The sequence below is a fragment of the Chitinimonas violaceus genome (assembly GCF_052601015.1).
The window spans coordinates 1-23,670 of record NZ_JBQXDJ010000022.1; the positions used below are offsets into that span (position 1 = coordinate 1).

Annotated in this window: 18 protein-coding genes; 10 read left to right on the forward strand and 8 right to left on the reverse strand. The window is 54.2% G+C overall.

Features of this window, described 5'->3' with window-relative positions:
* The first annotated feature begins 313 nt into the window (after positions 1 to 313).
* The gene (locus tag ACUHMQ_RS09640; RefSeq protein WP_445295250.1) at positions 314 to 1,966 is read left to right on the forward strand and encodes a methyl-accepting chemotaxis protein; all 1,653 of its coding nucleotides are present in this window, start codon (positions 314 to 316) and stop codon (positions 1,964 to 1,966) included.
* Between the two features lie 38 nt (positions 1,967 to 2,004).
* On the opposite strand, the gene ACUHMQ_RS09645 is transcribed toward ACUHMQ_RS09640, so the two are convergent.
* From ACUHMQ_RS09645 to fur, 3 genes are read right to left on the reverse strand one after another with little or no spacing between them, the layout of a single operon-like run.
* Positions 2,005 to 2,745, reverse strand: coding sequence for an arginyltransferase (locus tag ACUHMQ_RS09645; protein ID WP_445295251.1), 741 nt, complete (start codon positions 2,743 to 2,745; stop codon positions 2,005 to 2,007).
* 1 nt (position 2,746) lies between these two features.
* Positions 2,747 to 3,454, reverse strand: coding sequence for a leucyl/phenylalanyl-tRNA--protein transferase (aat, locus tag ACUHMQ_RS09650; protein ID WP_445295252.1), 708 nt, complete (start codon positions 3,452 to 3,454; stop codon positions 2,747 to 2,749).
* Positions 3,451 to 3,891 carry a ferric iron uptake transcriptional regulator gene (fur, locus tag ACUHMQ_RS09655; RefSeq protein ID WP_445295253.1) on the reverse strand — a complete coding sequence of 147 codons (441 nt, stop codon included), beginning with the start codon at positions 3,889 to 3,891 and terminating at the stop codon, positions 3,451 to 3,453. Before fur ends, aat begins: the two co-directional genes overlap by 4 nt.
* Before the next feature lie 197 nt (positions 3,892 to 4,088).
* Here fur and ACUHMQ_RS09660 point away from each other — a divergent pair, with 197 nt between their 5' ends.
* From ACUHMQ_RS09660 to ACUHMQ_RS09680, 5 genes are all read left to right on the forward strand, one after another.
* Positions 4,089 to 4,454: an outer membrane protein assembly factor BamE gene (locus ACUHMQ_RS09660; protein WP_445295254.1), complete on the forward strand. Its 366-nt coding sequence runs from the start codon at positions 4,089 to 4,091 to the stop codon at positions 4,452 to 4,454.
* Positions 4,451 to 5,263, forward strand: a complete 813-nt coding sequence (gene dapB / locus ACUHMQ_RS09665; RefSeq protein WP_445295255.1) for a 4-hydroxy-tetrahydrodipicolinate reductase — start codon at positions 4,451 to 4,453, stop codon at positions 5,261 to 5,263. The genes ACUHMQ_RS09660 and dapB overlap by 4 nt, the downstream gene beginning before the upstream one ends.
* Before the next feature lie 253 nt (positions 5,264 to 5,516).
* Positions 5,517 to 5,999 (forward strand): ribonuclease E activity regulator RraA, encoded by a 483-nt coding sequence (rraA, locus tag ACUHMQ_RS09670; protein WP_445295256.1) that lies wholly within the window; start codon positions 5,517 to 5,519, stop codon positions 5,997 to 5,999.
* Between the two features lie 89 nt (positions 6,000 to 6,088).
* Positions 6,089 to 8,770 carry an IPT/TIG domain-containing protein gene (locus tag ACUHMQ_RS09675; protein ID WP_445295257.1) on the forward strand — a complete coding sequence of 894 codons (2,682 nt, stop codon included), beginning with the start codon at positions 6,089 to 6,091 and terminating at the stop codon, positions 8,768 to 8,770.
* Positions 8,771 to 8,960: 190 nt separating this feature from the next.
* A complete protein-coding gene (locus tag ACUHMQ_RS09680; protein ID WP_445295258.1) occupies positions 8,961 to 10,607 on the forward strand; it encodes a tetratricopeptide repeat protein in 1,647 nt (548 codons plus the stop codon).
* Positions 10,608 to 10,886: 279 nt separating this feature from the next.
* Here the strand turns inward: ACUHMQ_RS09680 and ACUHMQ_RS09685 are convergent, their stop codons facing one another.
* Positions 10,887 to 12,053 carry a BaiN/RdsA family NAD(P)/FAD-dependent oxidoreductase gene (locus ACUHMQ_RS09685; protein WP_445295259.1) on the reverse strand — a complete coding sequence of 389 codons (1,167 nt, stop codon included), beginning with the start codon at positions 12,051 to 12,053 and terminating at the stop codon, positions 10,887 to 10,889.
* Positions 12,054 to 12,247: 194 nt separating this feature from the next.
* Between ACUHMQ_RS09685 and ACUHMQ_RS09690 the strand changes: the two genes are divergently transcribed.
* Positions 12,248 to 14,587 carry an autotransporter domain-containing protein gene (locus ACUHMQ_RS09690; RefSeq protein WP_445295260.1) on the forward strand — a complete coding sequence of 780 codons (2,340 nt, stop codon included), beginning with the start codon at positions 12,248 to 12,250 and terminating at the stop codon, positions 14,585 to 14,587.
* Positions 14,588 to 15,356: 769 nt separating this feature from the next.
* On the opposite strand, the gene ACUHMQ_RS09695 is transcribed toward ACUHMQ_RS09690, so the two are convergent.
* Complete coding sequence (locus tag ACUHMQ_RS09695) at positions 15,357 to 15,548, reverse strand: hypothetical protein (RefSeq protein WP_445295261.1); 192 nt, start codon at positions 15,546 to 15,548, stop codon at positions 15,357 to 15,359.
* A gap of 93 nt (positions 15,549 to 15,641) precedes the next feature.
* Here ACUHMQ_RS09695 and ACUHMQ_RS09700 point away from each other — a divergent pair, with 93 nt between their 5' ends.
* A complete protein-coding gene (locus ACUHMQ_RS09700; protein WP_445295262.1) occupies positions 15,642 to 17,477 on the forward strand; it encodes a PPC domain-containing protein in 1,836 nt (611 codons plus the stop codon).
* 212 nt (positions 17,478 to 17,689) lie between these two features.
* Here ACUHMQ_RS09700 and ACUHMQ_RS09705 read toward each other — a convergent pair whose 3' ends face one another.
* Positions 17,690 to 19,714 carry a M3 family metallopeptidase gene (locus tag ACUHMQ_RS09705; RefSeq protein ID WP_445295263.1) on the reverse strand — a complete coding sequence of 675 codons (2,025 nt, stop codon included), beginning with the start codon at positions 19,712 to 19,714 and terminating at the stop codon, positions 17,690 to 17,692.
* A 438-nt stretch (positions 19,715 to 20,152) separates the two neighbouring features.
* Between ACUHMQ_RS09705 and ACUHMQ_RS09710 the strand changes: the two genes are divergently transcribed.
* Together ACUHMQ_RS09710 and yihG are read left to right on the forward strand one after the other, a co-directional pair.
* Positions 20,153 to 20,692 carry a gamma carbonic anhydrase family protein gene (locus ACUHMQ_RS09710; RefSeq protein ID WP_445295264.1) on the forward strand — a complete coding sequence of 180 codons (540 nt, stop codon included), beginning with the start codon at positions 20,153 to 20,155 and terminating at the stop codon, positions 20,690 to 20,692.
* A 38-nt stretch (positions 20,693 to 20,730) separates the two neighbouring features.
* Positions 20,731 to 21,717 (forward strand): 1-acylglycerol-3-phosphate O-acyltransferase, YihG family, encoded by a 987-nt coding sequence (yihG, locus tag ACUHMQ_RS09715; protein ID WP_445295265.1) that lies wholly within the window; start codon positions 20,731 to 20,733, stop codon positions 21,715 to 21,717.
* A 106-nt stretch (positions 21,718 to 21,823) separates the two neighbouring features.
* Here the strand turns inward: yihG and ACUHMQ_RS09720 are convergent, their stop codons facing one another.
* Positions 21,824 to 22,588 (reverse strand): LytR/AlgR family response regulator transcription factor, encoded by a 765-nt coding sequence (locus ACUHMQ_RS09720; protein WP_445295266.1) that lies wholly within the window; start codon positions 22,586 to 22,588, stop codon positions 21,824 to 21,826.
* 6 nt (positions 22,589 to 22,594) lie between these two features.
* On the reverse strand, positions 22,595 to 23,653 hold the full coding sequence (locus ACUHMQ_RS09725; RefSeq protein WP_445295267.1) for a sensor histidine kinase: 1,059 nt from the start codon (positions 23,651 to 23,653) through the stop codon (positions 22,595 to 22,597).
* Positions 23,654 to 23,670 lie beyond the last annotated feature (17 nt).

Sequence of the window (23,670 nt, forward strand, 5' to 3'; positions counted from 1 at the left end):
ACGGGCACTTTCCAGCAGTGGGCGAATGGTTTCAAATTGTTCGCGACTGACGTCGCTGGGGTAAGCGGTTCTCATTGGGCAAGCATCGCCGGTTTGGGGCTAGATGAAAAGACTTTGAACAGGTTCTAAGCGGAAGAAGTAGAGGGTGGATGTAAGCATCGCAAAGAGGCGTCGTTGGTGTAGCCCAGGACAATACGCTTTGAATTCAATCGCCTATAAATTACTACTGTGGGATCAGCTCGTTGTGCGGGGAAATGACAGCGTTGCTCATAGAAGCAGGTGTGAACTGCTGATTCAGATTGAGGAGAAGGCAATGGAACATATCACGATCAAATACAGGCTCCTTCTATTGGGCGCTATTGCGATGTCCGTCATGTTATTGGTTGGCGGCGTTGGATATTTCAGTAGTCGGAATTTGACCGATGCGATAATGCGTTCGGATCAGATGGTCAGTCTGTTACGTAACCAGACCGAAGCAGACATGATGCATGACGCTATCCGGTCGGATGTATTGCATATGTTTTGGCTGATGGCGCAGCAGCCGGCGCCTAAAAAGGAGGCGATTGACAAGGTGCGTACTGATCTGGCCGAGCACCTGGGAAATTTTCGGGATCTCGTCGATAAGAACGACAAGATGGATTTTCTGCCCAGTTCAGAGCGTACTGCGCTGGATGCGCTAAAACCCGATTTGGCCAGCTATGCAGCTCAAGCCCAGGTTGTGCTAGATAAGTTTGAACACCACGCAACGGATGCTGACGCTGCATTCCAGGTATTTTCCAGCAGTTTCTCCAAGCTTGAAGATAGCATGGAGAACTTCAGCAAGCTGATCGAGACAACTTCGCAAGCTCGCCACAAAGAGCAGGCTGAGATGATTGCCCAGGTGCAGCAAATCAGCGTCGCGGTCATTGTATTGGGTGCGATTATCCTTTTCGCCGCCATCTGGTGGATTGTCGGTGGTATCACCGGCCCGCTGGAAATGATCAGGGATTTTCTGCTCCGCATCGAAGGCGACCTTACGCTTCGACTACCTGACCTGGGCCGTAACGAAATCGGCGATACAGCCAGATCGGTGAATCGTCTGATTGAGGAGCAAGCCCGTACTATTGAACTTATCCAACGAGCAGTGCATAGCGTGGACGATGTTTCCGCTGAGTTGAAAGACCGGGCGGCGGACACCTGCGTACAGACCGAGGAAGCCAGCGTGCAGGCGTCACGAATCGGCAAAGCAGCAGAAGAGCTATCGGTAGCGGTGCAGCAGGTGAGTGCCAGCATCCAGCGTACCGTAGACCGCGCAAATGATGCGGCTACCACCGCTAAACAAGCTCATCAAAGCATTGCACGTTCTCAAGCTGCCAGTGAACAGTTAACCCGAGCGAGTGCGCAATCCTCCTCAATGATCGATGCACTTAGCCAAGCTGCAAATCAGATAGGGCAGGTGGCATCTGTCATCAAGGAAATTGCCGAGCAGACCAATTTGCTGGCACTTAACGCAGCGATAGAAGCTGCCCGGGCAGGTGAGAGCGGCCGTGGCTTTGCTGTCGTGGCGGATGAGGTGCGTAAGCTCGCGGAAAGAACCGCTACATCTACGGCGGATATCAGTCAGATGACGCAGCAGATCGAATCAGCCACCCGCTCTGCAGCTGCGGCAATGCGTGAGGTGAGCGAGGGTGTAGGCCAAGGCGTGGTTGATTTGGGAGAGGCCATGGGGGGTCAAGAAGCTATCCTGCGCGACACCGGTACCATGCGTGAATTGGCGACCGATATAGCCGATGCCACCCGCAGCCAAGTCGCGTCGGTAGAAGACACCACATCAAGCATGGTTGAAATTGGCCAACGCATTCAGGCGGCAGCGATTGATATGCGCGCCGTCGATGTTGGTGTCGAACAGTTACGCCAAGTAGTCAGTGAATTACGGCAGCATGTAGGGCATTTTCGTGTAGGGGCACCTTCAGCAAGCCAAACCTGAGTGGTAAGAGGTTGCCCGCTACAGAATAGCAACAAGCTTTAGCCAGTTTTTTCGTAAGGGGAAAGTAGTCGCCAAACACCATCCACCAAGCCTTCGATCGGACTGAACCGGGCCTTGTAGGCCATTTTTCGGCATTGGCCTATCCAATACCCAAGGTAGACATGCGGGAGCTTCAGCTGCTGGGTACGTTCCACCTGCCAAAGGATGTTGTAGGTACCATAGCTGGCATGGGTATCGTTGGGGTCGAAGAAGGTATAGACCGATGAAAGGCCGTCGCTGAGTTGGTCGATCAGGCTGACCATCTTGAGTTCGCCATCCAGCCGGAACTCGGCCAGGAAGCTGTCTACTTGGCTTTTCAGGATGAAGTTTTCGTACTGTTCCCTGCTGTCTTCATCCATGCCGCCGCCGCTATGGCGTTGTTTCTGGTATTGGTGGTAAAGCGCGTAGTGATCGTCCTGATAGACCAGCGGGAGAAGGGTGACAGTGAGGTTGCTGTGCCGTTTCAGGGCCCGGCGTTGGGTCCTGTCAGGTTGGAATTCATCAGCACGTAAGCGTACTGGCACACAGGCGCGGCATTGGTCACACCAGGGACGATAGGTGAACAGGCCACTACGGCGGAAACCGCTGCGTACGAGCTGGCTGTAGATATGTGCGTCGATCAATTCGGCGGGAATAGCCACCTGCGAGCGCGCCATCTGGTCGTCCAGATAGCTGCACTGGTAGGGCGCTGTCGCATAAAACTGCAATCGGATTAGGCGACTATCGCTAGGGTGGCTCACATTATTCTTCCCACTTTCGGGTGGTCGGGTAATGCCATAGGCCGGGTTGGCTGGGCGCTTGATTCAGTCTAGCCAGTTCGCTGCAAAAGACATCACGGCTGATTTCGCGCGCACCAAACCGGCTTAGATGCGCGGTACGCATTTGGCAGTCGATCAATCCAAAACCGGATTCTTCCAGCCAGCGTACCAGATGAACAAAGGCGATCTTGGATGCATCAGACCGATGGGCGAACATCGACTCGCCATAGAACATCTTGCCGATGGCAACACCATAGAGACCGCCAGCGAGTTCTCCATCCATCCAGCATTCGGCCGAATGGGCCCAGCCTTGCTCATGCAACTGGCAATAGGCGTCGATAATCTCGGGGCCAACCCAGGTGCCGTCCTGGTCGGGGCGCTGTACGGTGGAGCAGCACACCATCACTTCCCTGAATACGGTGTCAAATCGTATTTCGTAAGGTCTATGGCGCAGGGTTTTGAGTAGGGAACGCGGAATGTGCAGCTCGCTTGGCAACAGAACCATGCGAGGGTCCGGGCTCCACCACAGGATGGGTTCTCCTGACGAATACCAGGGGAAGATACCCTGGCCGTAAGCGAGTAGGAGTCGTTCCGGGCTGAGATCCCCTCCTGCGGCAAGGAGGCCATTGGGCTCGACCAAGGCAGATTGCAAGGGGGGAAAGGCCAGCGCCCGGCCCAGCCAAGGAATCATTGTGCTTTCAGCTTACCTGCAAGGCGGACCTGACACTCCGCACATATGCCGTACAGATACATGGCATGATCCTGAATCATGAAATTGTGTTTCTTGGCGATGACATCCTGGCGTTTTTCGATTTCAGCATCGAAAAATTCATCGACCTTGCCACACTTTACACATACCAAGTGGTCATGGTGTCCTCCCTGGTTCAGTTCAAACACCGCCTTGCCCGATTCGAAATGGTGCCGTACCAGAAGGCCGGCCTGTTCGAACTGGGTCAAAACACGGTAGACCGTAGCGAGCCCGACGTCATCCTGTTCATCAAGCAGCATACGGTAGACGTCTTCCGCTGTCAGGTGACGTTGGTCACTGGTTTCAAACAAATTGAGGATTTTTAGCCGTGGGCCGGTGGCCTTCAGGCCAGCATCTTTAAGATCGCTTGCTTTACTCATGGTTGTATCCGGGGGTATATGTTCTGAGTTAGGGTTCACAGATATGATACGGCACTTCCCCGTCTTGCCGCAGTCTAGGGTTTCTACTGTCTAGGTGCACTTGGCGACCTGAAACGGCAGAGAATCTGCTGGTATCGGATGTTGAACAGGCTCCTGGTGGCCACCGAATTCTCCTTTTACGTGTTTATTTGTAACCCATGCGCACACTTTTGATTGCTTTTCTGTTGGCTGGATTATCGGCCTGTAGCTACCTCACCCCCTATAAGTTGGAAGTGCCGCAAGGTAATGCGGTCACTGCTGACCAAGTGGCCAAACTCAAGATTGGCATGTCGCGTTCCCAAGTACGATTCGCATTGGGTACACCGATGTTGGCCGATGCATTTCATCCGGATCGTTGGGACTATCTCTATTACGAGAGCACTGGCAGCAAAGTGGCGCAGAACAAGCGTTATTACGTCCAGTTTGAGGGCGACCGCCTGATCAGCATGGGCGGGGAGACCTTACCAGCTCGCGCGGTGATTACCGGACAGGCACCGGCCAATCCCAGGGAGCAGGCAAAATGAGTTCTCAATTGCGTATTGCCATTGCTGGTGCGTCGGGCCGTATGGGGCGAGTGCTGATAGATACGGTGACCAGTCATCCTGATTGTAAACTCAGCGTGGCTTTGGACCGTGAAAGCGCGGAATCTCTTGGGCAGGACGCGGGAATGCCGCTTGGCCGGCAGACAGGCGTGGCGATTTGCAGTGATTTTCGTACTGCTTTGCGGGACGCCGATGTGTTGATCGACTTCACCCGCCCGGAAGGCACCTTGGCGCATTTGGCCATTTGTCGCGAACTTGGTGTGAATCTGGTGGTGGGGACTACGGGCTTTGATGATGCTGGCAAGCGTGCGTTGAAAGAGGCCGCCCGCGATGTCGGTATTGTGTTCGCCGCCAACTTCAGCGTAGGTGTGAATCTCAGTTTCAAATTACTGGACATCGCCGCTCGTGTGTTGAACACTGGTTACGACATCGAAGTGGTTGAGGCACATCATCGTCACAAAGTGGATGCACCGTCGGGTACGGCTCTGCGTATGGGCGAGGTGCTGGCTGATGCATTGGGGCGCGATCTGAAAGAGTGCGCAGTGTATGGCCGGGAAGGTGTGACCGGCGCACGTGACCCCTCTACTATCGGTTTTGCCACGGTACGGGGGGGCGACGTGGTGGGGGACCATACCGTGATGTTCATGGCGGATGGCGAGCGTATTGAGATTACCCATAAGGCCAGCTCCCGCGCCACGTTTGCACAAGGTGCCGTGCGTTCGGCATTGTGGTTGCGTGAGCAGCCTGCCGGGCTTTACGACATGCAGGATGTATTGGGACTAAACATCTAGGAGCCCGTTCACGGTCTTACTGCGTAGTGGCCAGCCTCAAAGTACCCAAGCACACGCTGGTTTCTGCGCTTCACCCTGCTGACAGCTGATCGTGAACATGTACTGATTAGGTTTGTGGACTAAACGCAAATAGAAATAGATTTTGCCGATCGTCGGCCGGATATCAGTTCACACAATAACGGGGAGCCGAGTGCTCCCCGTTTTGCTAGGCTCGATTCATCCCTATTCAATTTTATCCATTGGAATTGCCTGAATGAATTTGATGACAACTGACCTTAGTGACGAATACGGTGATCAGGTACAAGTAGTCGATCCGCTGTTTCGCCACTTTGGTCAACATGCACGTTTCGCCGGCCCGATTGCTACGCTGAAAGTATTTGAGGACAACAGTCTGGTACGTAGCACTTTGGAAACACCGGGTAACGGTCGTGTGTTGGTAGTCGATGGGGGAGGCAGCCTGCGGTGTGCGCTCGTAGGCGGGCAGTTGGGTGAGCTGGCAGTAAAGAATAACTGGGTAGGGATTGTGGTGTTTGGTTGTGTTCGTGATTCAGTCGAGCTCCATGCACAGGCAGTAGGTATTCGAGCTCTGGCGCTGCACCCACGAAAAAGTGTGAAGAAGGGGGAGGGAAGCAGCAATGTTCCGGTGCAGTTCGCCGGCGTGCGCTTCCTGCCAGGCTATTGGTTGTATGCCGATGAAGATGGCATGGTGGTTTCATCGCAATCACTGGCTACATAGCGTTGTTGGTTGAGGATCTGTAGAAACGTACTTCTCTACTGATAAATGGCGTTCATAACAGACCTTGGTTACCTGACGGAGATTGGACCATGTCTATCCTCATGCGCGTGTTAGCGATCTGCCTAACCCTGCTGTTGGCATCGTGTTGGAGCGGCAGCGGGACAAGCTCTGGAACGGGCACCGGTACCGGGCTTAACGTAACCATCACAGAGGTCAGTCCTCGTACTGTCCGGCCCGGTGGAACGCTGACTGTTACGGGTACTGGATTCAAGAAGGTGACATCCGCTCGTTTGGGCGCAGTATCAACTGCTACACCCAATATAATTTCAGACACCAGTCTTACTGTGATTGTGCCCGCGAATGCCGTCACAGGTAAATTGGAAGTGAGCGCTACGGATGGCACAGCAGGGAACGTGGCCACGACGGAGTACAATATAGTAGTTGATCTGTCACCTACGATTAGTAACGTTCCCTCTACAGTTGTGCCTGGCCAGACGATCACCATTACTGGCACTTTCCTGGACCAGATAGCAAGCGCCAAACTGGGCACGGTGGATTTACCCATCGTCAGTCAATCTGCTACGCAGTTGGTTTTGACTGTCCCCACCGACGCGACTTCTGGCGCGCCAGTATTGACAACCAAGAGTGGGACGCAAGTTACTAGCCCGCTGAACGTGACTGTATTGACCCCGTTGAATGTAACTGACCTCAGTCCAACAGAAGGTATTGCCGGTAGCAACATTACATTGACCGGGGCCGGATTGGACCGGATTGCGCAAGTCATGTTTGGCAGCGTAGAAGGGACGATTACCAGTAAGCAGCCTACCCAGCTGACAGTAACAGTACCTGTCGGGGCTACCCTGGGTACTGCTCCCTTGCAATTAGTTGCTGCAGACAGCTCACTTACTACATCGAAAACTTACCGGGTGGCCGCGCGCATTGTTGTCAACAGTTTTAACCCAACCTTTGGCTTGGCTGGAACTGTGGTAACGCTCAGCGGTTCTGGCTTCAGCGAGGTAAGTACCCTTAGTTTGTCTGGAGTAGTACAAACCATTGATCCGGCGCGTACCGATACATCGATGAGCTTCACGGTACAACCTGGCGCTACAAGCGGTACTATCACATTGGCGTCAAACAGTCAGGCGACAGTAACGGTAGGGAGTTATGCGGTTAGTGCCAATCAAGTTGCGACCATCAGCCGGATAGATTTCATGCAAACCTATTCACAAAAAGCCGGTGTGCAGTACCAGCGACTGGTTCCAGGTAAACCTGCGGTGGTAAGAGCCTATGTGCAGGGTTCCAACGGGATGACTGATCCCGGGATTACGCTGGTGGTGAAGAATGGCAGTACCGTTGTGGCGAGTTTGCCTATGACGGGGGGGCCGGGTGTCTTGCCAACCAGTGAGGACCCATTACAGTTGGGGCAGACCTACAACGCAACTTTGACCGCAGCACAGGTGGTCAGCGGACTCAATGTGACCGTCAGTGTGCCACCATCGGCTGGCGGCATCAGTTTGGATGCCACGCCGGTTATGGGGACTGCAACCAGTCTTAAACTGACCCTTGTGCCGGTCCGTACAGGTAGCGTTACAGCTACTGCCCCAACGCTCACGGAAGCACGTACTGAAATATTACGGACATTACCGTTAGCTACGACCAACGTGGACATTATCACCCGAGCTCCATATACCACATCTCAAGTTGGCGGCCCGCTAGCGTCCGGGGCGGATTGGGACAATGTACTGGATGACGTAAAGGCATTACGCGATAGCGAAGGCAATGGTCGCCAATACTATGGTTTCTTACCTAGCAGCAGCAAGCCTTATGCGGGTTTGGCATTCGTCAACTCTGTAGGCAGTAACAGTCATCTTGCAGGTATTGGGTTGGATACTGGGTATTCCGGATGGGCCGAGACATTTATTCATGAAATTGGGCACAATTTTAGCCGGTATCATGCGCCGTGTGGTGGAGCGGGTAACCCAGATGCTAACTACCCTTATGCAGGAGGTGCGCTGAACGGCACCCCACTTTATGATATCAACAGTGTTTATGCCGTTAATTACAGTGGTACTGGGGCCCCGGGAAGCATTGTCAACCCGGCTGGGCTCAACGACATCATGGGCTATTGCAGTAATTCCAGTTGGTTCTCTGACTATAACTACAACGCAACTCAGACTTACTTACAGTCCATCACCTTCCCATTGGTGATCAATCAGGCGCCAGAGACTGATTTGCTGGTAATTAGTGGGAGAGTCGATATGAACGGTGTGCGTTTTGCTACACCTACTGCCCAACGTGGTTTTGCCCGTTACGATGCCGGCGGGGCATATGTTCTGCGGATAACACTGGCAGATGGTACTGTACGTGAGCAGCCGGTTCGTAGTGTGCCTGTAGAGGATGGTGCGCCTGGACTAGAGCATTTCAGTCTGGCTATCCCTTATTCTGGGCCACTGGCCAAGTTGGAAATGTTCAAGAATGGTCGATTGTTAAACAATCAGTCTGTCTCGACCGCTGCCATGCAGACCAAGGTGGTTGATAGTGCGCCGAGTGTGAGCTGGCGAGAGCAGGATGGCATGCTGTTGGTGAGCTGGAATGCGGCAGCCTTTCCAAGTTTGACCGTGACGCAGGTAGGAAGCGAGCGACGGGTGCTGGCGATGAATTTGAGCGGCGGAAGTGCAAAGATTCCCTTAACAGGTATACCTGCTGGTGGGCAGTATGAGTTTGCCCTGGCGCACGCATTGGATGCCCGTCTCTTATACGGCAAGCGTTGAGAAGCGTATGAAGGCAGGGGCCATCTGGTTGGTACTGGATGGCCTTGTCTATAGTGATAATCTACATCGTGTTGCCAACGCGACTTGACGCAGTACTGCTGGCACCCACCAGTCTTAATCAGCAAAAACGGTCACTGGCTGTGATGTATACGAGTTCCGGGCTGGATTAACCTCATTTCGGTGCCTTCCTATGTTGCCACAGCGTTCACTGTCCGCTCTCGTGGCCGATCCTTCCTCCACGGCTCGCTTATCGCTACGCTCAATCCTGCAAGGGTTTGATATTCCGCGTATTGATACCGCGAGCACCTTGCACGAAACCCGGCGCAGGTTGTTGGAGAACAAGTACGACATTGTTCTGTGCGAATTCCATTTCGATGCAGAGGAAACAGGGCAGGATCTGCTTGAGGAGTTGCGCGAGAAAAAAGCACTACCGCTTTTCACCATCTTTATCATGGTCACTGGTGAAGCGAGTTATCCTCGTGTGGTTGGTGTAGCGGAAGAGACGCCGGATGAATACATGCTCAAGCCTGTACAGGCCGGCAGTCTGTCTGAACGGATCGAGAAGGCATTCAACCGCCGCCAGGCGCTGATGGAGATCTATGAGGGCTTGAACGCCAAAAACTACAATCAGGCGCTTAAGGCTGCTCAACAAATGATGGGGGTCAAAACCCCATATCTGACGGATATTGCAAAACTGTCTGCCAATATCCTGATGCGGTTGGGGCGGCTGGATGAGTCTGCCGCCATGTACAAGCGGATATTGGAAACCCGCAATCCAGCCTGGGCGAAACTCGGCCTGGCGAGGGTGGCGTTGCGTCAGGGTGATAAGCCGACTGCTGAAGCTGCGATGTTGGACATTATCGGTCAGCACCTTCGTTACCTTCCGGTTTTCAACCAGCTCAATGAATTTTATTTGGCGGATGAGCGCTTTGCCGAGGCGTTGGATATTACTGAGCAGGCCATCAAGATCACCCCGCATAGCCTTAAACGGCTTCAGCAGGCGGGGCAGTTGGCCTACAGTCTTGGACAACCGGAAAAAGCGGCTGAGTATCTCAACAAGGCTGTGAAAGTGAATGGCAAAGCCATCGACCTCGATTACCGCAGCTTGTTTCATCTATCCCTACTACAGTTCGATCAAGGGCACACTGCTGACGCTGCCAGCTTGGTAAAGCAAATAGCGGCGAAACAAAAGCATGAAGAAGCCGGCAGCAGCATGGCTACCCGGGGTGAATGGTATGGCGAGCTGGCGCAATCGGGCGAGGCGATTGCTAAGCGTGAACCGCTGGCGGCAATCGACATCATGCGCAAGTTGGCAGACAACTGGGAAGCGCCTGAATTCAACTTCGAATTTGCCTTGGACTATTTCACGGTGGTGGATCGCCTGTATGCCGATGATATCTCGGCAACATTGGCTGAATGGGTTGAGCCCATTGCCCTGCGTTTCGATACCGGCCGCAGTGCAGAGGAGCTGTTGGCACAACGATTCGCCTGCAGGCCGGCGCTTCTGGTGATTTTGACCTCGGCCAGTGACCATGTTGCACAGATCACCAATCAGGCTGCAGAACTGGTTATGCAGGAGAATTTTCGCGCGGCGGCTGAACTATTGGTCGCTGAAGGGCAGCGTACGCACAACAACCGTCTGTTGGCAGCAGCTGCCAACGCCGCAGTCAAAAGCTACCAAAATCTTCGTGACCTTGTCTTCAAGGAACAAGCAGAGGCTTGTCTCGCCACCATGGCGCCGCAGGACCCAGCTTTAACCCAACGTATTCAGGCTGCATTGGCAGAAGTGGTACCGAACCCACCGAAGAGTGAAGAGTCGGCAGAGGGTGAAAGCTAAGGACCTGTCTATAGTCTGATGCGCGTCAGCAATATGGCGTTAAAAACAGCCTCGGAATGCTCATTTACCACGCGTAAACTCCGCTTCCTCGGCTGTTTTCGCCTTGCCTTGCTCTAGCTCGCGAGACTTTAGACAGGCTCTAAGAACCTTTGGTCTGTTGCGAGCAGCTGTCAGCGGGGCGCAGAGCAGCGCAGGAACCGGAATGTACTTGGGTACATGAGGATTTCGAGAAGCACATAAGCCCTGATCACAGCTGCGCAGTAAGATCGTAGACAAGTTCTAAGCATTCTGGCCTGCCACCCAACCAGACGACCACGCCCACTGGAAGTTGTACCCTCCCAACCAGCCGGTAACGTCTACTACCTCTCCCACGAAGAATAGCCTTGGTACCTTCTTGACCATCAAGGTTTTGCTGGACAATGCGTCGGTATCGACACCACCACGGGTGACTTCCGCTTTCTTATAGCCTTGGCTGCCGCTAGGGATCACACACCATTCGTGTAGGCGTTGCGCCACGCTGTCCAATTCGCGCGGGGTGTATTGCTTCATTGGTTTGATGGGGACGACAGTCTCACAAAAAGCCTGGGCAAAGCGCTTGGGTAGCCAATCTGCCAGTACATTGGGCAGCAGCGTATCGCTGCGTTTCGCCTCTTCGAAGAGTGCATGCGCGTCGCGACCCGGCAGCAGGTCCAGCGCGATCTCCTGCCCAGGATGCCAGTACGATGAAATCTGCAAAATAGCCGGCCCGGACACACCGCGATGGGTGAAGAGCACGTTCTCGCGAAAGCTGGGTCCATCACCACCGTGTGCATCGCAGTCCAGTGAAACACCCGCTAGCTCATTGAAGAGGTCTTTGGGTTCGAAAGTCAGTGGTACCAGTGCAGCAGCCAATGGCGTGACGGGGAGGCCAAACTGCTTGGCAACCTCATAACCAAACCCGGTTGCCCCAATAGGTGGAATCGATAGCCCGCCCGTTGCAATGATCAGGCTCTGGCAATGCCAGCTCTCGTGTTCTGTATCGACCTGAAATCCCGTATCAGTCTTGGTAATACTTTTGATGGCAGTGCCCATACGCCATACCGTACCACCAAGGTCACACTCAGCTTTGAGCAGGTCGATAATGTCCTGTGCCGATTCGTCGCAGAACAATTGGCCGAGTTTCTTCTCGTGCCAGGCGATACCGTAGCGGTTGACGAGGTCGATGAAATCCTGCGCCGTATATTGTGCGAGCGCCGACTTGCAAAAATGTGGATTACGCGACAGATATCGTTCGGCCGATGTTTGGGTGTTGGTGAAATTGCAACGGCCACCGCCCGAGATTCGAATCTTCTCGGCCAAGCGCTCGCTATGATCAATCAATGTAACGCCGCGTCCGCGCTGGCTTGCGCTGGCTGCAGCCATCATGCCGGCGGCACCTGCGCCGATGACGATAACGTCTGTATTCACGTATTCCACCTAGTGTAAAAGCTCTCTAGTCGCTATAGTGGCGACAAAATGAGCCCCGCAATGCCAGTCCCTACGCGGGTTCTGACTAATCCAGTCCGTTGTGTCAATGAAGTCGGTTCAGCATTCAACACGCTGCACACGCGGGGCAGCATCGAATTCTAAAGCTCAACCACTCTGAGAGAGATACCTAAAAAATGAAACGCATTGGCTTGGTTCGTAAAACGTTTACCGCCTTAGCAGTGAGTGCTGCACTCGCGCCCGCAACTGTGTTGGCAGCTGGCGGTTATTCGAATACCTACTTTTTTGGCGATAGCCTGACCGACACGGGTGCATTTGGTAACCCTGCAGCCGGTACCGGTAATGTGCGTTTTACGACCAATTGGTCAAACTTCTATGCTGATCTGCTTGCTGCGAAATTTGGCAAGACCTTGAGCTCCGTCAACAGCGCAAATCCTGCTTTGGGCACTACCGGTAACAATTATGCCCAAGGTGGCGCCAGGGCCACTGAAGTGGCTGGTGCGCCGGCTGACTTGGGGGCCCAGGTAACCAATTTCCTGACCAATAGCGGTGGCAAGGCTGATCCCAATGCGCTCTATACCGTTTGGATTGGCGGCAATGACGTGGTGCCTGCATTGACTGCAGCTAGTGGTGCGGGCGGTGCGTTGGCTGGCCAGGCGATCATGGCTCAAGCCGCTACAGATACTTTGACGCAGATTGGTACGCTCCAAGCCGCGGGTGCCAAGCACATTCTGGTATTGAATGCACCGGATGTGAGCAAGACTCCCCGCCTCTTCTTTAATGTGGCAGGCATTGCCGCGACTACGGTAGCCCAAACAGTAGCTACTGGCGCAGGTGGTGCAACTGCTTATGCAACAAACTTACTGGGCGCAGTTAATCCGGCGTTGGCAGGCAATGCAGCATTGGTTTCTGCGACAGCATCGGCATTGACTGCAGTAACACCGGCAAATCTGAATGCCAGCGTACAAACAGCGTTGAACACCAATGCAGCGAGTTCCACGGCTACAGTGAGCAATGTGGCAACGGCTGCTACCAACTCGATTGTGACGGGTTATCCTGCTGCTGCGGCTAAAGCGGTGGCAGACGTGTTGTTTGGCGCGGGTGTGCTGACCACAACTGCACAATACAATGCTACCGTGGCTGCCTTGACTGCTGGTATCACAGCACAGGCTGGTGCGGCACTGAATGCACAATCCGCTACGATCAACACTCAGATTTCAAACGGCTATGCAACAGCTTCTGCGGGTGCTTTGGGTCTGGTAGACAGCGTTTACAACGCTAACCTCGCTGCCGGGTTGAGTGCACTGGGCGCTGATGGTTCGATCATCCAGTTGGACGTCAACCGTCTGATGAAGGAAGTATTGGCTAATCCAAGCGCTTATGGCTTTGACAATGTTACTGGTAATGCCTGTGCTTCGAATGCCAATAACTGTTTCGATGGCACTACTGGGGTGCCGATGTCGGCCGGTTACGATAACAGCCAGCGTTATTTCTTCTCTGATACATTCCATCCCACGCCGGAAGTACACCGCGCAGTTTTCCAGTACATTGCGTCGGTATTGGATGCGCCTTACTTCGCCGCCCAACTGGTTAATGCCCAGTCCGCTGCGCCACAATCGACCCATGCCGCTATCGATGAGCGCGGTGTACGTGCACGGTCGGTGAATGGCATGGATGTTTATGTACGTATGAACCGTCTGCATAACGATTTCAAAGGCAATGCTGAGACCCTGGAAAGCGATGGGGCCAATACGGCGACTACAGTGGGTATCGATAGCCAGGTTGGCGCCAATGCGGTGGTTGGTGCGGCGGTTACCCAGGTGCGCCACAGCACAGAGTTTTCCAATGGTATAGGTGAATTCCGCGCCACCAGCCGCTTGATGTCTCTGTATGGCCGGTACGACCTGGGCATGATGTCATTCGGTGGAGATGTGTTCTTCGGGTCTAGCCGCTTTGACAAGATCAATCGCCATATCACACTAGGTACCGCAACCCGTACCGAGAAGGGTGATACCAGCGGTACGATGGTGGGTTTCCGTCTGTTGGGCAGCTATACGATGGCGATGGGTTCGCTGTCGTTGATACCGACCGCCAGCTTGACCTATAGCGAGAGCACGATTGGTGGCTATGCCGAACAGAATCAGTGCGGTACCTCTGCTGCGCCGGCTGCCTGCAGCACGGCCATGCGTTTTGACAAGCAGCGCGTAGATTCGCTGTTGCTGGGTTTGGGTGGCAAGGCGGAGATGAACTTTGACCGTATCACACCATTCGCATCGCTCATGGCATACAAGGAAACCAAGGACGACAAGCGTACAGTAAGAGCCGGTCTTGTTACTCAACCGACCTCATTTAATACCGACGTTGGCGCGCCAGATTCGAGCTATACCGTGCTGACCGGCGGTGCGCGTGCCAGCTTCACCAAGACCTTGTCCGGCTATGTCAGCTACAGCCATACATTTGGCCTGGGTAAGGAAAAGCGCAACGCACTAGGGTTGGGGCTGCAAGGCACCTTCTAACAACCTATCAAAGTCCGCTGCGCGTCAGCAATACGGCGTTAAAACAGCCTCGGAATACTTATTTACCATAAGTAAACTCCGCTTCCTCGGCTGTTTTCGCTTTGTCTTGCATTAGCTCGTAAGACTTTGAGCTGATTCTAAGCGTCAGTACGATCTGTCGCGAGCAGTCGTCAGCGGGGTGCAGAACAGCGCAGAAACCGGAATGTACTTGGGTACATGAGGATTTCGAGCAGCACATAAGCCCTGATCACGGCTGCGCAGTAGAATTGCTTGCTGAATTACTAAGCAATAGCGCCTAAAGAAATATAAGTACTGCTCGTGATAAAGCCCCGGTTCTTATGGACTGGGGCTTTTTGTATGTGGACCTACCGCATATCGTTGTGCATTGAATATGCAGGTTTTTTTTGATTCACTGGTTGTGAGTCTGATGGTGTTTCACCCACGATGAACATCAGCAAAGAAACCTCGGCTTGCAAGCAGGGCAAGGCGCGGGGAACTATCAACGCGGCATGCGTTGGATAGAGATGCCGGTTTACGATCGGTGTAAACGGCTGTTGGTAGGGGGATATCTAGTTCCAGTCCAGGATGTGTCTGATACTCGGTCATTGTCTTCTCGTGTGACCTTGCAGGGGCTTGCTTTGCCTGAAATCCAGATGTACGCGTGCATCCTGGTTTCTATGCGGCTTGTTTCTTCAGTTGTCACTCGTTAAGAACCCGCTCAGGGGCGCGCTTTGGCTGGCGAGACTCTGAACAGGCTCTAAAAGCTTGATTACGATCTGTCACGAGCGGCTGTCAGCAGGGCGTAGAGCAGCACATAAGCGCTGATCACAGCTGCGCAGTTAAGAACCGTAAACAGGCTTAAGACCTTGAGCAGGTCTTCAGGCTCATGCGGCGAACTTTGGGAGCAATTGCTCCAAGCCCCGATCTCGGCTGCATAACCAAGTCGTGAAAAGGTTCTCATCAAGTGTTTCCCACATAGTGCATTGTCGTGCCCAAGTCGGTGTTTACAGTGATGTCCCGCATCTCTGTCCACTCACCAACAAGGAAATACACCATGCGTTATCTGAATCGCACTCGGCTGTTGACTCCCTTGCTTGTTGCGCTACTTGCCGGTCTTTCCGCAACCGCATTCGCTGAAACCGCTTTGGAGTTAGGTAAAAGTGAAGTAGTTATCGATATGTTGCGTATGCAGCGGACAAATTCTGCTGCATCGTTTCCCCGCACGCTGGATGGTGAATCACTAGAGGTCGAGATCAAGGACTTCTACGATAAGAACGGCTTGGTATCGATTTCCGGCCATGCCAAGGAGACCAGAAATTCGGTGTTCTTCCTGAAGGGGACACGTACGCAATTGCATGGCTACCTGGCATTTCATGACAAGCGTAAGGCCTATGAGTACCGTACCGATGAGCGTGGCGTGGTTACTGTAACTCAGGTCTCCATCACCAAGGTTTATCCTGACTTTGATGAAGCGTTTCAGCGAGGAGTCGATAAGGCGTTGGCAGACAGAACGCTTGCGGTGAACCACCCGGTGTATAGCCCCATGGCTTTGCGCCAAGCCCCGCATATTGGCTCCTACCCTAACACAGACCTTACCAAGCTCGAAAGCAAACCGGGTAGCCCGTGGGTGTTCTATTTGAATACCACGGCGGTCATGAATGGTTCTACACCGCTCAATGGCGTGACCAAAGAGCAGATGTATCGTACCTGGCAATCAGTGGCCGACCAGTTTTCGATGCTCAAGCTCAATGTCACCACCAACCGCCAGGTCTATGATGCCGCCCGTGCCGCCAACCCGCTGCGTACGGGCATCATCAACTACGTCAATCAAGATGGCCGCTCCTACGCCCCGGTGCATTCGTTCGGTACGACGTCTGCCGGTACCTTATTCCGTAACCCGTCTTCTGGTTGGGATTATGGTTACGGTATCGGGATGACGGCTGCGCATGAAGTTGGCCACCAGATGGGTATGCTGCACGATGGCGGTGGCAAAGGTGGAGAATACTTTGAGGGTATTCCTGCTTTCCAGTGGTGTCCCATCATGGGTAATTACTGGTATGGCGGCAGTTGGGCGAACCAGCTCTTCACCTGGAGTAAAGGCGAGTACGCAACGGCTTCCAATCAGGAAGACGACTTGCGCATCATGAATGTTGAAGAAAACGTGCCCTATATGGACGACGACAATGCCAATGGCAAAGCGTTGGTATTGCGAAGCGGTGGCGAAATCAACCCGCTTGATAATTGGGGGCAGATCGAACGCACGACCGATGCTGATGCCTTTACGTTCAACCTGAATAGCACCAGTACATTAAACCTGCGCGTCGACCCGATTGAGTATCTACGTATGCTGGATGTGGATGCTACGCTGTACAACGCGGCCGGTCAGGTCGTTGCGCAAAGCAATCTGGCAGTAAATCGTTCTGCGGAGTTTGTTGGTTTGAGCCTACCTGCAGGCAGTTATCGCCTGGTGATTCAGGGCGGGGCAGAAGGTACGCCGCAGAATGGATTTTCCAAGTATTCCTCACTGGGTTTCTATGCGTTGAAAGGTACGCTCAACACAACCGGTGGGCCTTCCGCAACGCCATTGACCAGTGGCGTGCCATTGCCGAATCAAGCGGGTGCAACTGGCAGCTGGAGCTACTACCGCATTGCCGTTCCCAGCGGCAGCACCTCGTTGAGCGTCTCGATTACGGGAAACAATGGTGATGCGGACATGTTTGTGCGTGCGGGTGCCTTACCTACCAACTCGGTCTACGCCTGCAAGGCAGATGGACCAACCAGCGCGGAAGGCTGTAGTGTGAATTCACCGGGCGTGGGCGACTATTACATTGGGGTGTACGGTTACGCTGCGTATACAGGGCTGGCTCTGAAAGCCACAGTAAGCCCATAGCCGAATTAACGCTTCATAAGCCAGCGGCGTGGTTGAGGGGGATTCCCTTAACCACGCCGCTTGTTTTTTACTTCAACTGGAGCCTGCTAAAAGTCTCGCGAGCTAAGGCAAGACAAGGCGAAAACAGCCGAGGACGCGGAGTTTACTCATGGTAAATGAGCATTCCGAGGCTGTTTTTAACGCTGTATTGCTGACGCGCAGCGGACTTTGACTCAGCCGGCCATGCCACTATGGCGCAGTAACGCATCAATGGCCGGTGTCCGCCCACGAAAGGCTTTAAAGCTTTCCATGGCAGGACGGCTGCCGCCAACGGCCAAGACCTCACGGCGGAATCGCTCGCCAATCAGCTTGATCTGCTCAGGCGCTTCCTCGAAAGCTGCATAGGCATCGGCACTTAGCACTTCTGCCCACTTATAGCTGTAGTAGCCCGCGGCATAACCACCGGCAAAGATATGGCCAAAAGCATGTGGGAAGCGGTTCCACTCGGGTGGGTGGTTGACGGCAACCTCGGCACGGATACGGCCCAGCAATTGCATGACAGTTTCCTTGCTGGCATCGAAACGGCTATGCAGCTCCATATCGAACAAGCCGAATTCTAACTGACGTGCAGTGCCCATGCCACTTTGGAAGTTCTTGGCGGCCAGCATCTTCACAAACAAGGAGTGTGGCAGCGGTTGGTGGGTTTCTGCGTGAGCGGTCATCGCAACGACACGATCCCATTCCCAACAGAAGTTTTCCATGAACTGGCTGGGCAATTCGACGGCATCCCATTCCACGCCGTTGAGTCCCGCGACACCCAAGTCGTCGACTTCAGTCAGCAGCTGGTGCAGGCCGTGGCCCATCTCGTGGAACAAGGTAATGACTTCGTCGTGGCTGAAGGTGGCAGGCTTACCATCCATGCCACGACCAAAATTACAGGTCAGGTACACCAGCGGGGTTTGCACGCCGTCGACCTTGATCCGCCGGTTGCGTGCGTCGTCCATCCAGGCGCCGCCACGCTTACCTTCACGTGCGTAGAGGTCGAGATAGAACTGCCCGACGAGCTTCCCCTCGCTGTTTACAAGCCGATAGAAGCGCACATCCTCTTGCCATACCGGCGCTTTGTCCAACTCGGCGGTCAGTCCGAACAACGATTGGATGACGCTGAACAAGCCAGCCAGTACGCGTGGCTCTGTGAAGTACTGCTTCACTTCCTGCTCCGAGAAGCTGTACCGCGCTTCTTTGAGCTTTTCGCTGACGTAGGCCAAGTCCCATGCTTGCAACTCCGCCATGCCCAGGTTGGCACGGGCAAAATCCTCCAGTTCGGTACGATCGCGTTTGGCGTAGGGTTTTGCGCGTTGGGCCAGGTCACGCAGGAAGGTCAGCACCTCATCAGGGCTGTCTGCCATTTTGGTTGTGACCGAGTAATCCGCATACTTGGCAAAACCCAGCATGCTGGCCAGTTCTTTGCGCAGCACCAGAATCCGGTCGATAGCGGCCGAGTTGTCCAGCTCCGGCTTACCCAGTTCAGAGGCGCGTGTTGCATAGGCATGATAAAGGGTCTCGCGTAGCTGGCGGTTGTCTGCATAGCTCTGCACTGGCAGGTAGCAGGGCATCTGCAACGTCAGCTTGTAACCGGACTTACCTTCTTTCTCGGCCATGGCACGGCACATGGCGATCACATCGGCAGGCAGGCCAGATAGTTCAGCTTCTGTCTCGACGTAAAGCGTGTAAGCGTCGGTCGCATCGAGCACGTTCTGCTCGAACTTGGCAGACAGGGTAGCCAGCTCTTCCTTGATAGCGGTGAAACGAGGCTTATCGGCATCGCTAAGTTCAGCGCCACCGAGGCGAAAATCACGCAGTGCGTTGTCGATGATACGTTTGCGGGCAGGGCTGAAGCTTGCGAATTCAGGGCCGGCCGCTAACTTCTTGTATTGGGCGAATAGCGCAAGGTTTTGACCGACTTCTGCACCAAACTGGCTTACCTTCGGTAAGTTGGTGTTGTAGGCTTCGCGCAGGGCAGGGGTGTTGACGACAGCTTGCAAGTGGCTGACCTGGCCCCAGGCACGCCCCAGTTTTTCGGTAGCGTCATCAAGCGGATTGACGAAGCTATCCCAGTTGACCGGGTTGACGACTTCCGCCGCTTTGACCGCAGCACGCGCTTCTTCCAGCAATTGGTCGATAGCGGGGGCGATATGCTCAGGCTGGATGTCGGCAAAACGTGGCAGGCCTGATAAGTCGAGTAATGGATTGCGCATTGGTCTGGGTCTCGGAAGCGAATAGCAAATTAATCGTGGACGGTTGCACCCGGATCGGGGGCTTTTCGGCTCGGAGCACACAATCGGCAACATGGCTGCCTGAGTCTGGCGTCGGCTATCTATTGTTGATTGGGGCGATAGGCCTGGAAAGCAAGCCATTTGGCTGCGAATTTATGTCAATGTTCCGGTTGTTGACGATCTTACTGCGCAGCTGTGATCAGGGCTTATGTGCTGCTCGAAAGCTCCGCAAAAAGTTCGCAGCCTCAGGTACTCAAGTACATTCTGGTTTCTGTGCTGCGCTTCAGCTTGCTGACGACAGATCGTAAACAGGTTCTTAGCGGCAAAAGTATTGTGTATACCCGGCTGAAATCACTCGTGATTTTTTCCAGCAGGGCCAGCTCCGTTATACTTGGGCGCACGCTTTTTGGGAGATGCTTCATGTCCATTCGCCCTTTCAAGGGTAACGTGCCCAGGGTGCCGGTTTCGGCGTATGTCGATGAATCCGCCGTCGTGGTGGGCGAGGTTGTGCTGGGTGAAAACGTGTCGATCTGGCCTGGCGCGGTTGTGCGTGGGGATGTCAACCACATCCATATCGGTCGGGATTCCAATGTTCAGGACCTTGTCTGCCTGCACGTAAGCCATAAACGGCCGGAAGACCCATTGGGTGCGCCGCTGATCATTGGTGAGCGCGTCACGATAGGCCATCAGGTTACTTTGCATGGCTGCACGATCGGTGACGAATGCCTGATTGGCATCGGTACGATAGTGCTTGATCGGGCGGTGATTGAGCCCCGGGTGATGATCGGTGCTGGATCGCTGGTTCCCCCCAACAAGGTGCTCAAGTCGGGTCATCTTTATGTTGGCCGCCCAGCCCAGCTGGTACGTCCGCTGACAGAAGATGAGATTAAACACTTTGCCTATTCGGCCCAGCATTATGTCCGTTTGATGCATGCACACATCAAGAGCCAGGTGGATTAGTTTCGCCCTACCTGTTGCCGGGGCCGGTATGGACTACCATGCTGGCTGATACTTCGAACCAAACTTTTCTGCTCCTTATGCTGAATTTCCTGCCTTCGCCGATTCTGGGTGTCTTTTCAGCCGTGCTGCTTGTGCTCAATGTGCTGGTGCTTGGCGCAATGATTCTTTTAATGGCGCTGATCAAGTTCTTTCTGCCGATTGTGCCGGTACGCCGCGTAATCGACCCGGTACTCAATGGTTTGGGCCAGGCATGGGTGGGCAATAACAGCTTTTGGATGGCGCTGGTGCAAAAGACCACCTGGCGTGTGGAGGGGCTGGATAAGCTATCAATACGCGGCTGGTACCTGGTGACGTCCAATCATCAGAGCTGGGTCGATATCCTGGTACTGCAGCGTGTATTCCATCGTCGCATTCCTTTCCTCAAGTTCTTCCTCAAGCAGCAGCTGATTTTTGTACCGGTGATTGGTTTGGTCTGGTGGGCACTGGATTTCCCGTTTATGAAGCGCTATTCCGAGGCCTATCTGAAAAAGCACCCAGAAAAGCGTGGCCAGGACCAGGCGACGACCCGGCGGGCCTGCGAGAAATTTTCGGTGGTGCCGACCTCAGTCATCAATTTTCTGGAAGGCACACGGTTCACCAAGGTAAAGCATGATCGACAGGGTTCGCCATTCCGGTATCTGCTACGGCCTAAGGCAGGTGGCATTGCCCTGGCAATCAATGCCATGGGGGAGAAGTTCCAGTCTTTGCTGGATGTGACGGTCTTCTACCCCGATGGCGCGCCGTCATTCTGGGACCTGTTGTCTGGCCGTGTCCGGCAGGTGGTTGTGCTGGTGAACGAGCAACCCATACCGCGTGAGCTGATCCAGGGCGACTACAGCGGCGACGCTGAGTTCCGAGCCCGCATGCAGGCGTGGGTGCAGGATTTATGGCAAGCCAAGGATCAGCAACTCGCCCAGCTGCACCAGCAATATCCAGCCGCCAAACAGACTGATTATGTCGGTAACCAGCAGAAGACTGCACCCTGAGTACGTTCCAGGGGGCTTCCCATTTTGAGAGGCAGCAGTGCTCATAGAGCCTATTTACGATCTGTCGCGAGCAGCAGCGCAGCAAGATCGTAAATAGGTTCTTACATTACATTTGTTTAAACAGATGCGCATACCCCCGGCTGACGGCAATCAATTCTGGGTGGGATTTCAGACTTAAGGTTACTCTTCCGGTGAAATCGCGTTTGGCTTCGGCGATTTCGCGCACATTGACCAGCGTGGCGCGGTGTACCTGCCAGAACTGATCGGTATCGAGCTGTTCAAGCAACTCCTTCAGCGGTGTACGAATCAGGTACTCGCCCTCTCGTGTGACCACTGTGGTGTATTTATCAGCTGCATGGAAGTAGCACACGTCGTTGATGGCGATCAGCTTTACTTCATTGCCTTGTCCGGCGCGAATCCAGCTTAGCCGTTGCGGTGCATTGCCTGGTGATATGCCATCCAAGGCGATGCGCAGCGATTCGAGCAGGGTGCTGTTGTTGGCGGGGCGCTGGCTGGCAAGCTTGCCCTGCAGTTTGGTAATCGCGCGTTGTAACCGTTCTTCGCTATAGGGCTTGAGCAGGTAGTCGATCGCATCGCGATCGAACGCTTCGACAGCATATTGGTCGAATGCGGTTACAAATACGCAATGGCAGCCATTGGCATTGCGTGCGACCTCCAGCCCGCTCAGACCCGGCATCTTGATGTCCAGGAATGCTATGTCCGGCTCGTGCTCGTGCAAAGCAGAGAGTGCTTCCAGACCATTGCGGGCAACTGTCACAATTTCCAGCTCAGGCCATAGGTTTGCCAGTTGCGACTTCAAGTAGTCTGCCAACAGGGGTTCATCATCGGCAATCAGGGCGCTGGTGCTCATTGCTTACTAGTGCTCCAGAGGAAGACTGATTCTTGCCCGCACGCCACCCTCTGGCTGACTACTTAATACCAGCTGGGCTTGGCTGCCGTAGAGTGTGTTCAGGCGTGCATGGACGTTGGCGAGGCCCACACCACCGCCGTATACGCCTGCAGGTAAACCCAGGCCATCGTCGACGATATCTGCGATCAACTGTTCTGCTTGTACTGAAACGGTAATGTATACAGTGCCACCCTCGATCTTTGGCTCCAGACCATGGCGAATTGCATTCTCGACCAGGGGTTGCAACAGCATCGGGGGGAGCAAAGCGTCTTGCAGCGTTGCCGGGCAAGCAATTTCAAATTTGAGTCGGTCCGCCATGCGTATCTGAAAAATGCCAAGGTAGGTACGCAGTAGTTCCAGTTCCTGGCGTACTGTCGCCTTGGTGTCACGTGTTCTTGCCAATGACGCACGCAGGTAGTCATTGAACAGTCCGAGCATCTGTTTGGCAGTGGTTGGTGATGCATCGATCAGGCTTTGTACGCTGGCCAGCGTATTAAATAGAAAGTGCGGTTCTATCTGTGCCTGCAGCATACGCAGCTGAGCTTGCACCAGCATCTTGTCCTGGCTGCCGCGTTTGGCTTGTTCTGCATGGTAGGCAGCTTCGAGTCGCCCGATTTTCTCCCTTCCCCACAGCACGCTGGCGACCACCGCGGCGGACAACATCATCACGATCAGGCTGGCGAGCAGGTAGCGTGGATATTCGATCACCATCCATGCGACTTCGTCCAAACGAACCAGCCAGTTGATGGCCAGCCCAAGCACACCGCCAACCGTGATGGCGCCCATGAAGTAAAGCGGTTCACGTGCAGGCGAAGGTTTGATGACGGTGAAGGTCAGCGTCAGGGCAACGAATACGGATACCCCAACGGTATGCGTGGTCAACATGACACGCCATGGGGGTGATTCGCTCGTCAGCGAAAAAAATATCCCTGCCAGTGTGTTGACCAGCAGGGTGATAAGCAGATTCCGCCACAGTGAGCGCCGGATCTGGCCCGCAGAAATGGGGGTGAGTGCAGCAGTATTCATGGGCTCACGGTACTTAG

Excerpts from the sequence above, each read along its gene's own strand:
- ACUHMQ_RS09725 (WP_445295267.1), bottom strand. The coding sequence starts at position 23,653 with ATGAATACTGCTGCACTCACCCCCATTTCTGCGGGCCAGATCCGGCGC.
- ACUHMQ_RS09640 (WP_445295250.1), top strand. The coding sequence starts at position 314 with ATGGAACATATCACGATCAAATACAGGCTCCTTCTATTGGGCGCTATT.
- ACUHMQ_RS09660 (WP_445295254.1), top strand. The coding sequence starts at position 4,089 with ATGCGCACACTTTTGATTGCTTTTCTGTTGGCTGGATTATCGGCCTGT.
- ACUHMQ_RS09720 (WP_445295266.1), bottom strand. The coding sequence starts at position 22,588 with ATGAGCACCAGCGCCCTGATTGCCGATGATGAACCCCTGTTGGCAGAC.
- ACUHMQ_RS09710 (WP_445295264.1), top strand. The coding sequence starts at position 20,153 with ATGTCCATTCGCCCTTTCAAGGGTAACGTGCCCAGGGTGCCGGTTTCG.
- fur (WP_445295253.1), bottom strand. The coding sequence starts at position 3,891 with ATGAGTAAAGCAAGCGATCTTAAAGATGCTGGCCTGAAGGCCACCGGC.
- dapB (WP_445295255.1), top strand. The coding sequence starts at position 4,451 with ATGAGTTCTCAATTGCGTATTGCCATTGCTGGTGCGTCGGGCCGTATG.
- ACUHMQ_RS09690 (WP_445295260.1), top strand. The coding sequence starts at position 12,248 with ATGAAACGCATTGGCTTGGTTCGTAAAACGTTTACCGCCTTAGCAGTG.
- ACUHMQ_RS09700 (WP_445295262.1), top strand. The coding sequence starts at position 15,642 with ATGCGTTATCTGAATCGCACTCGGCTGTTGACTCCCTTGCTTGTTGCG.
- yihG (WP_445295265.1), top strand. The coding sequence starts at position 20,731 with ATGCTGGCTGATACTTCGAACCAAACTTTTCTGCTCCTTATGCTGAAT.
- ACUHMQ_RS09705 (WP_445295263.1), bottom strand. The coding sequence starts at position 19,714 with ATGCGCAATCCATTACTCGACTTATCAGGCCTGCCACGTTTTGCCGAC.
- ACUHMQ_RS09675 (WP_445295257.1), top strand. The coding sequence starts at position 6,089 with ATGTCTATCCTCATGCGCGTGTTAGCGATCTGCCTAACCCTGCTGTTG.
- rraA (WP_445295256.1), top strand. The coding sequence starts at position 5,517 with ATGAATTTGATGACAACTGACCTTAGTGACGAATACGGTGATCAGGTA.
- aat (WP_445295252.1), bottom strand. The coding sequence starts at position 3,454 with ATGATTCCTTGGCTGGGCCGGGCGCTGGCCTTTCCCCCCTTGCAATCT.
- ACUHMQ_RS09680 (WP_445295258.1), top strand. The coding sequence starts at position 8,961 with ATGTTGCCACAGCGTTCACTGTCCGCTCTCGTGGCCGATCCTTCCTCC.
- ACUHMQ_RS09695 (WP_445295261.1), bottom strand. The coding sequence starts at position 15,548 with ATGAGAACCTTTTCACGACTTGGTTATGCAGCCGAGATCGGGGCTTGG.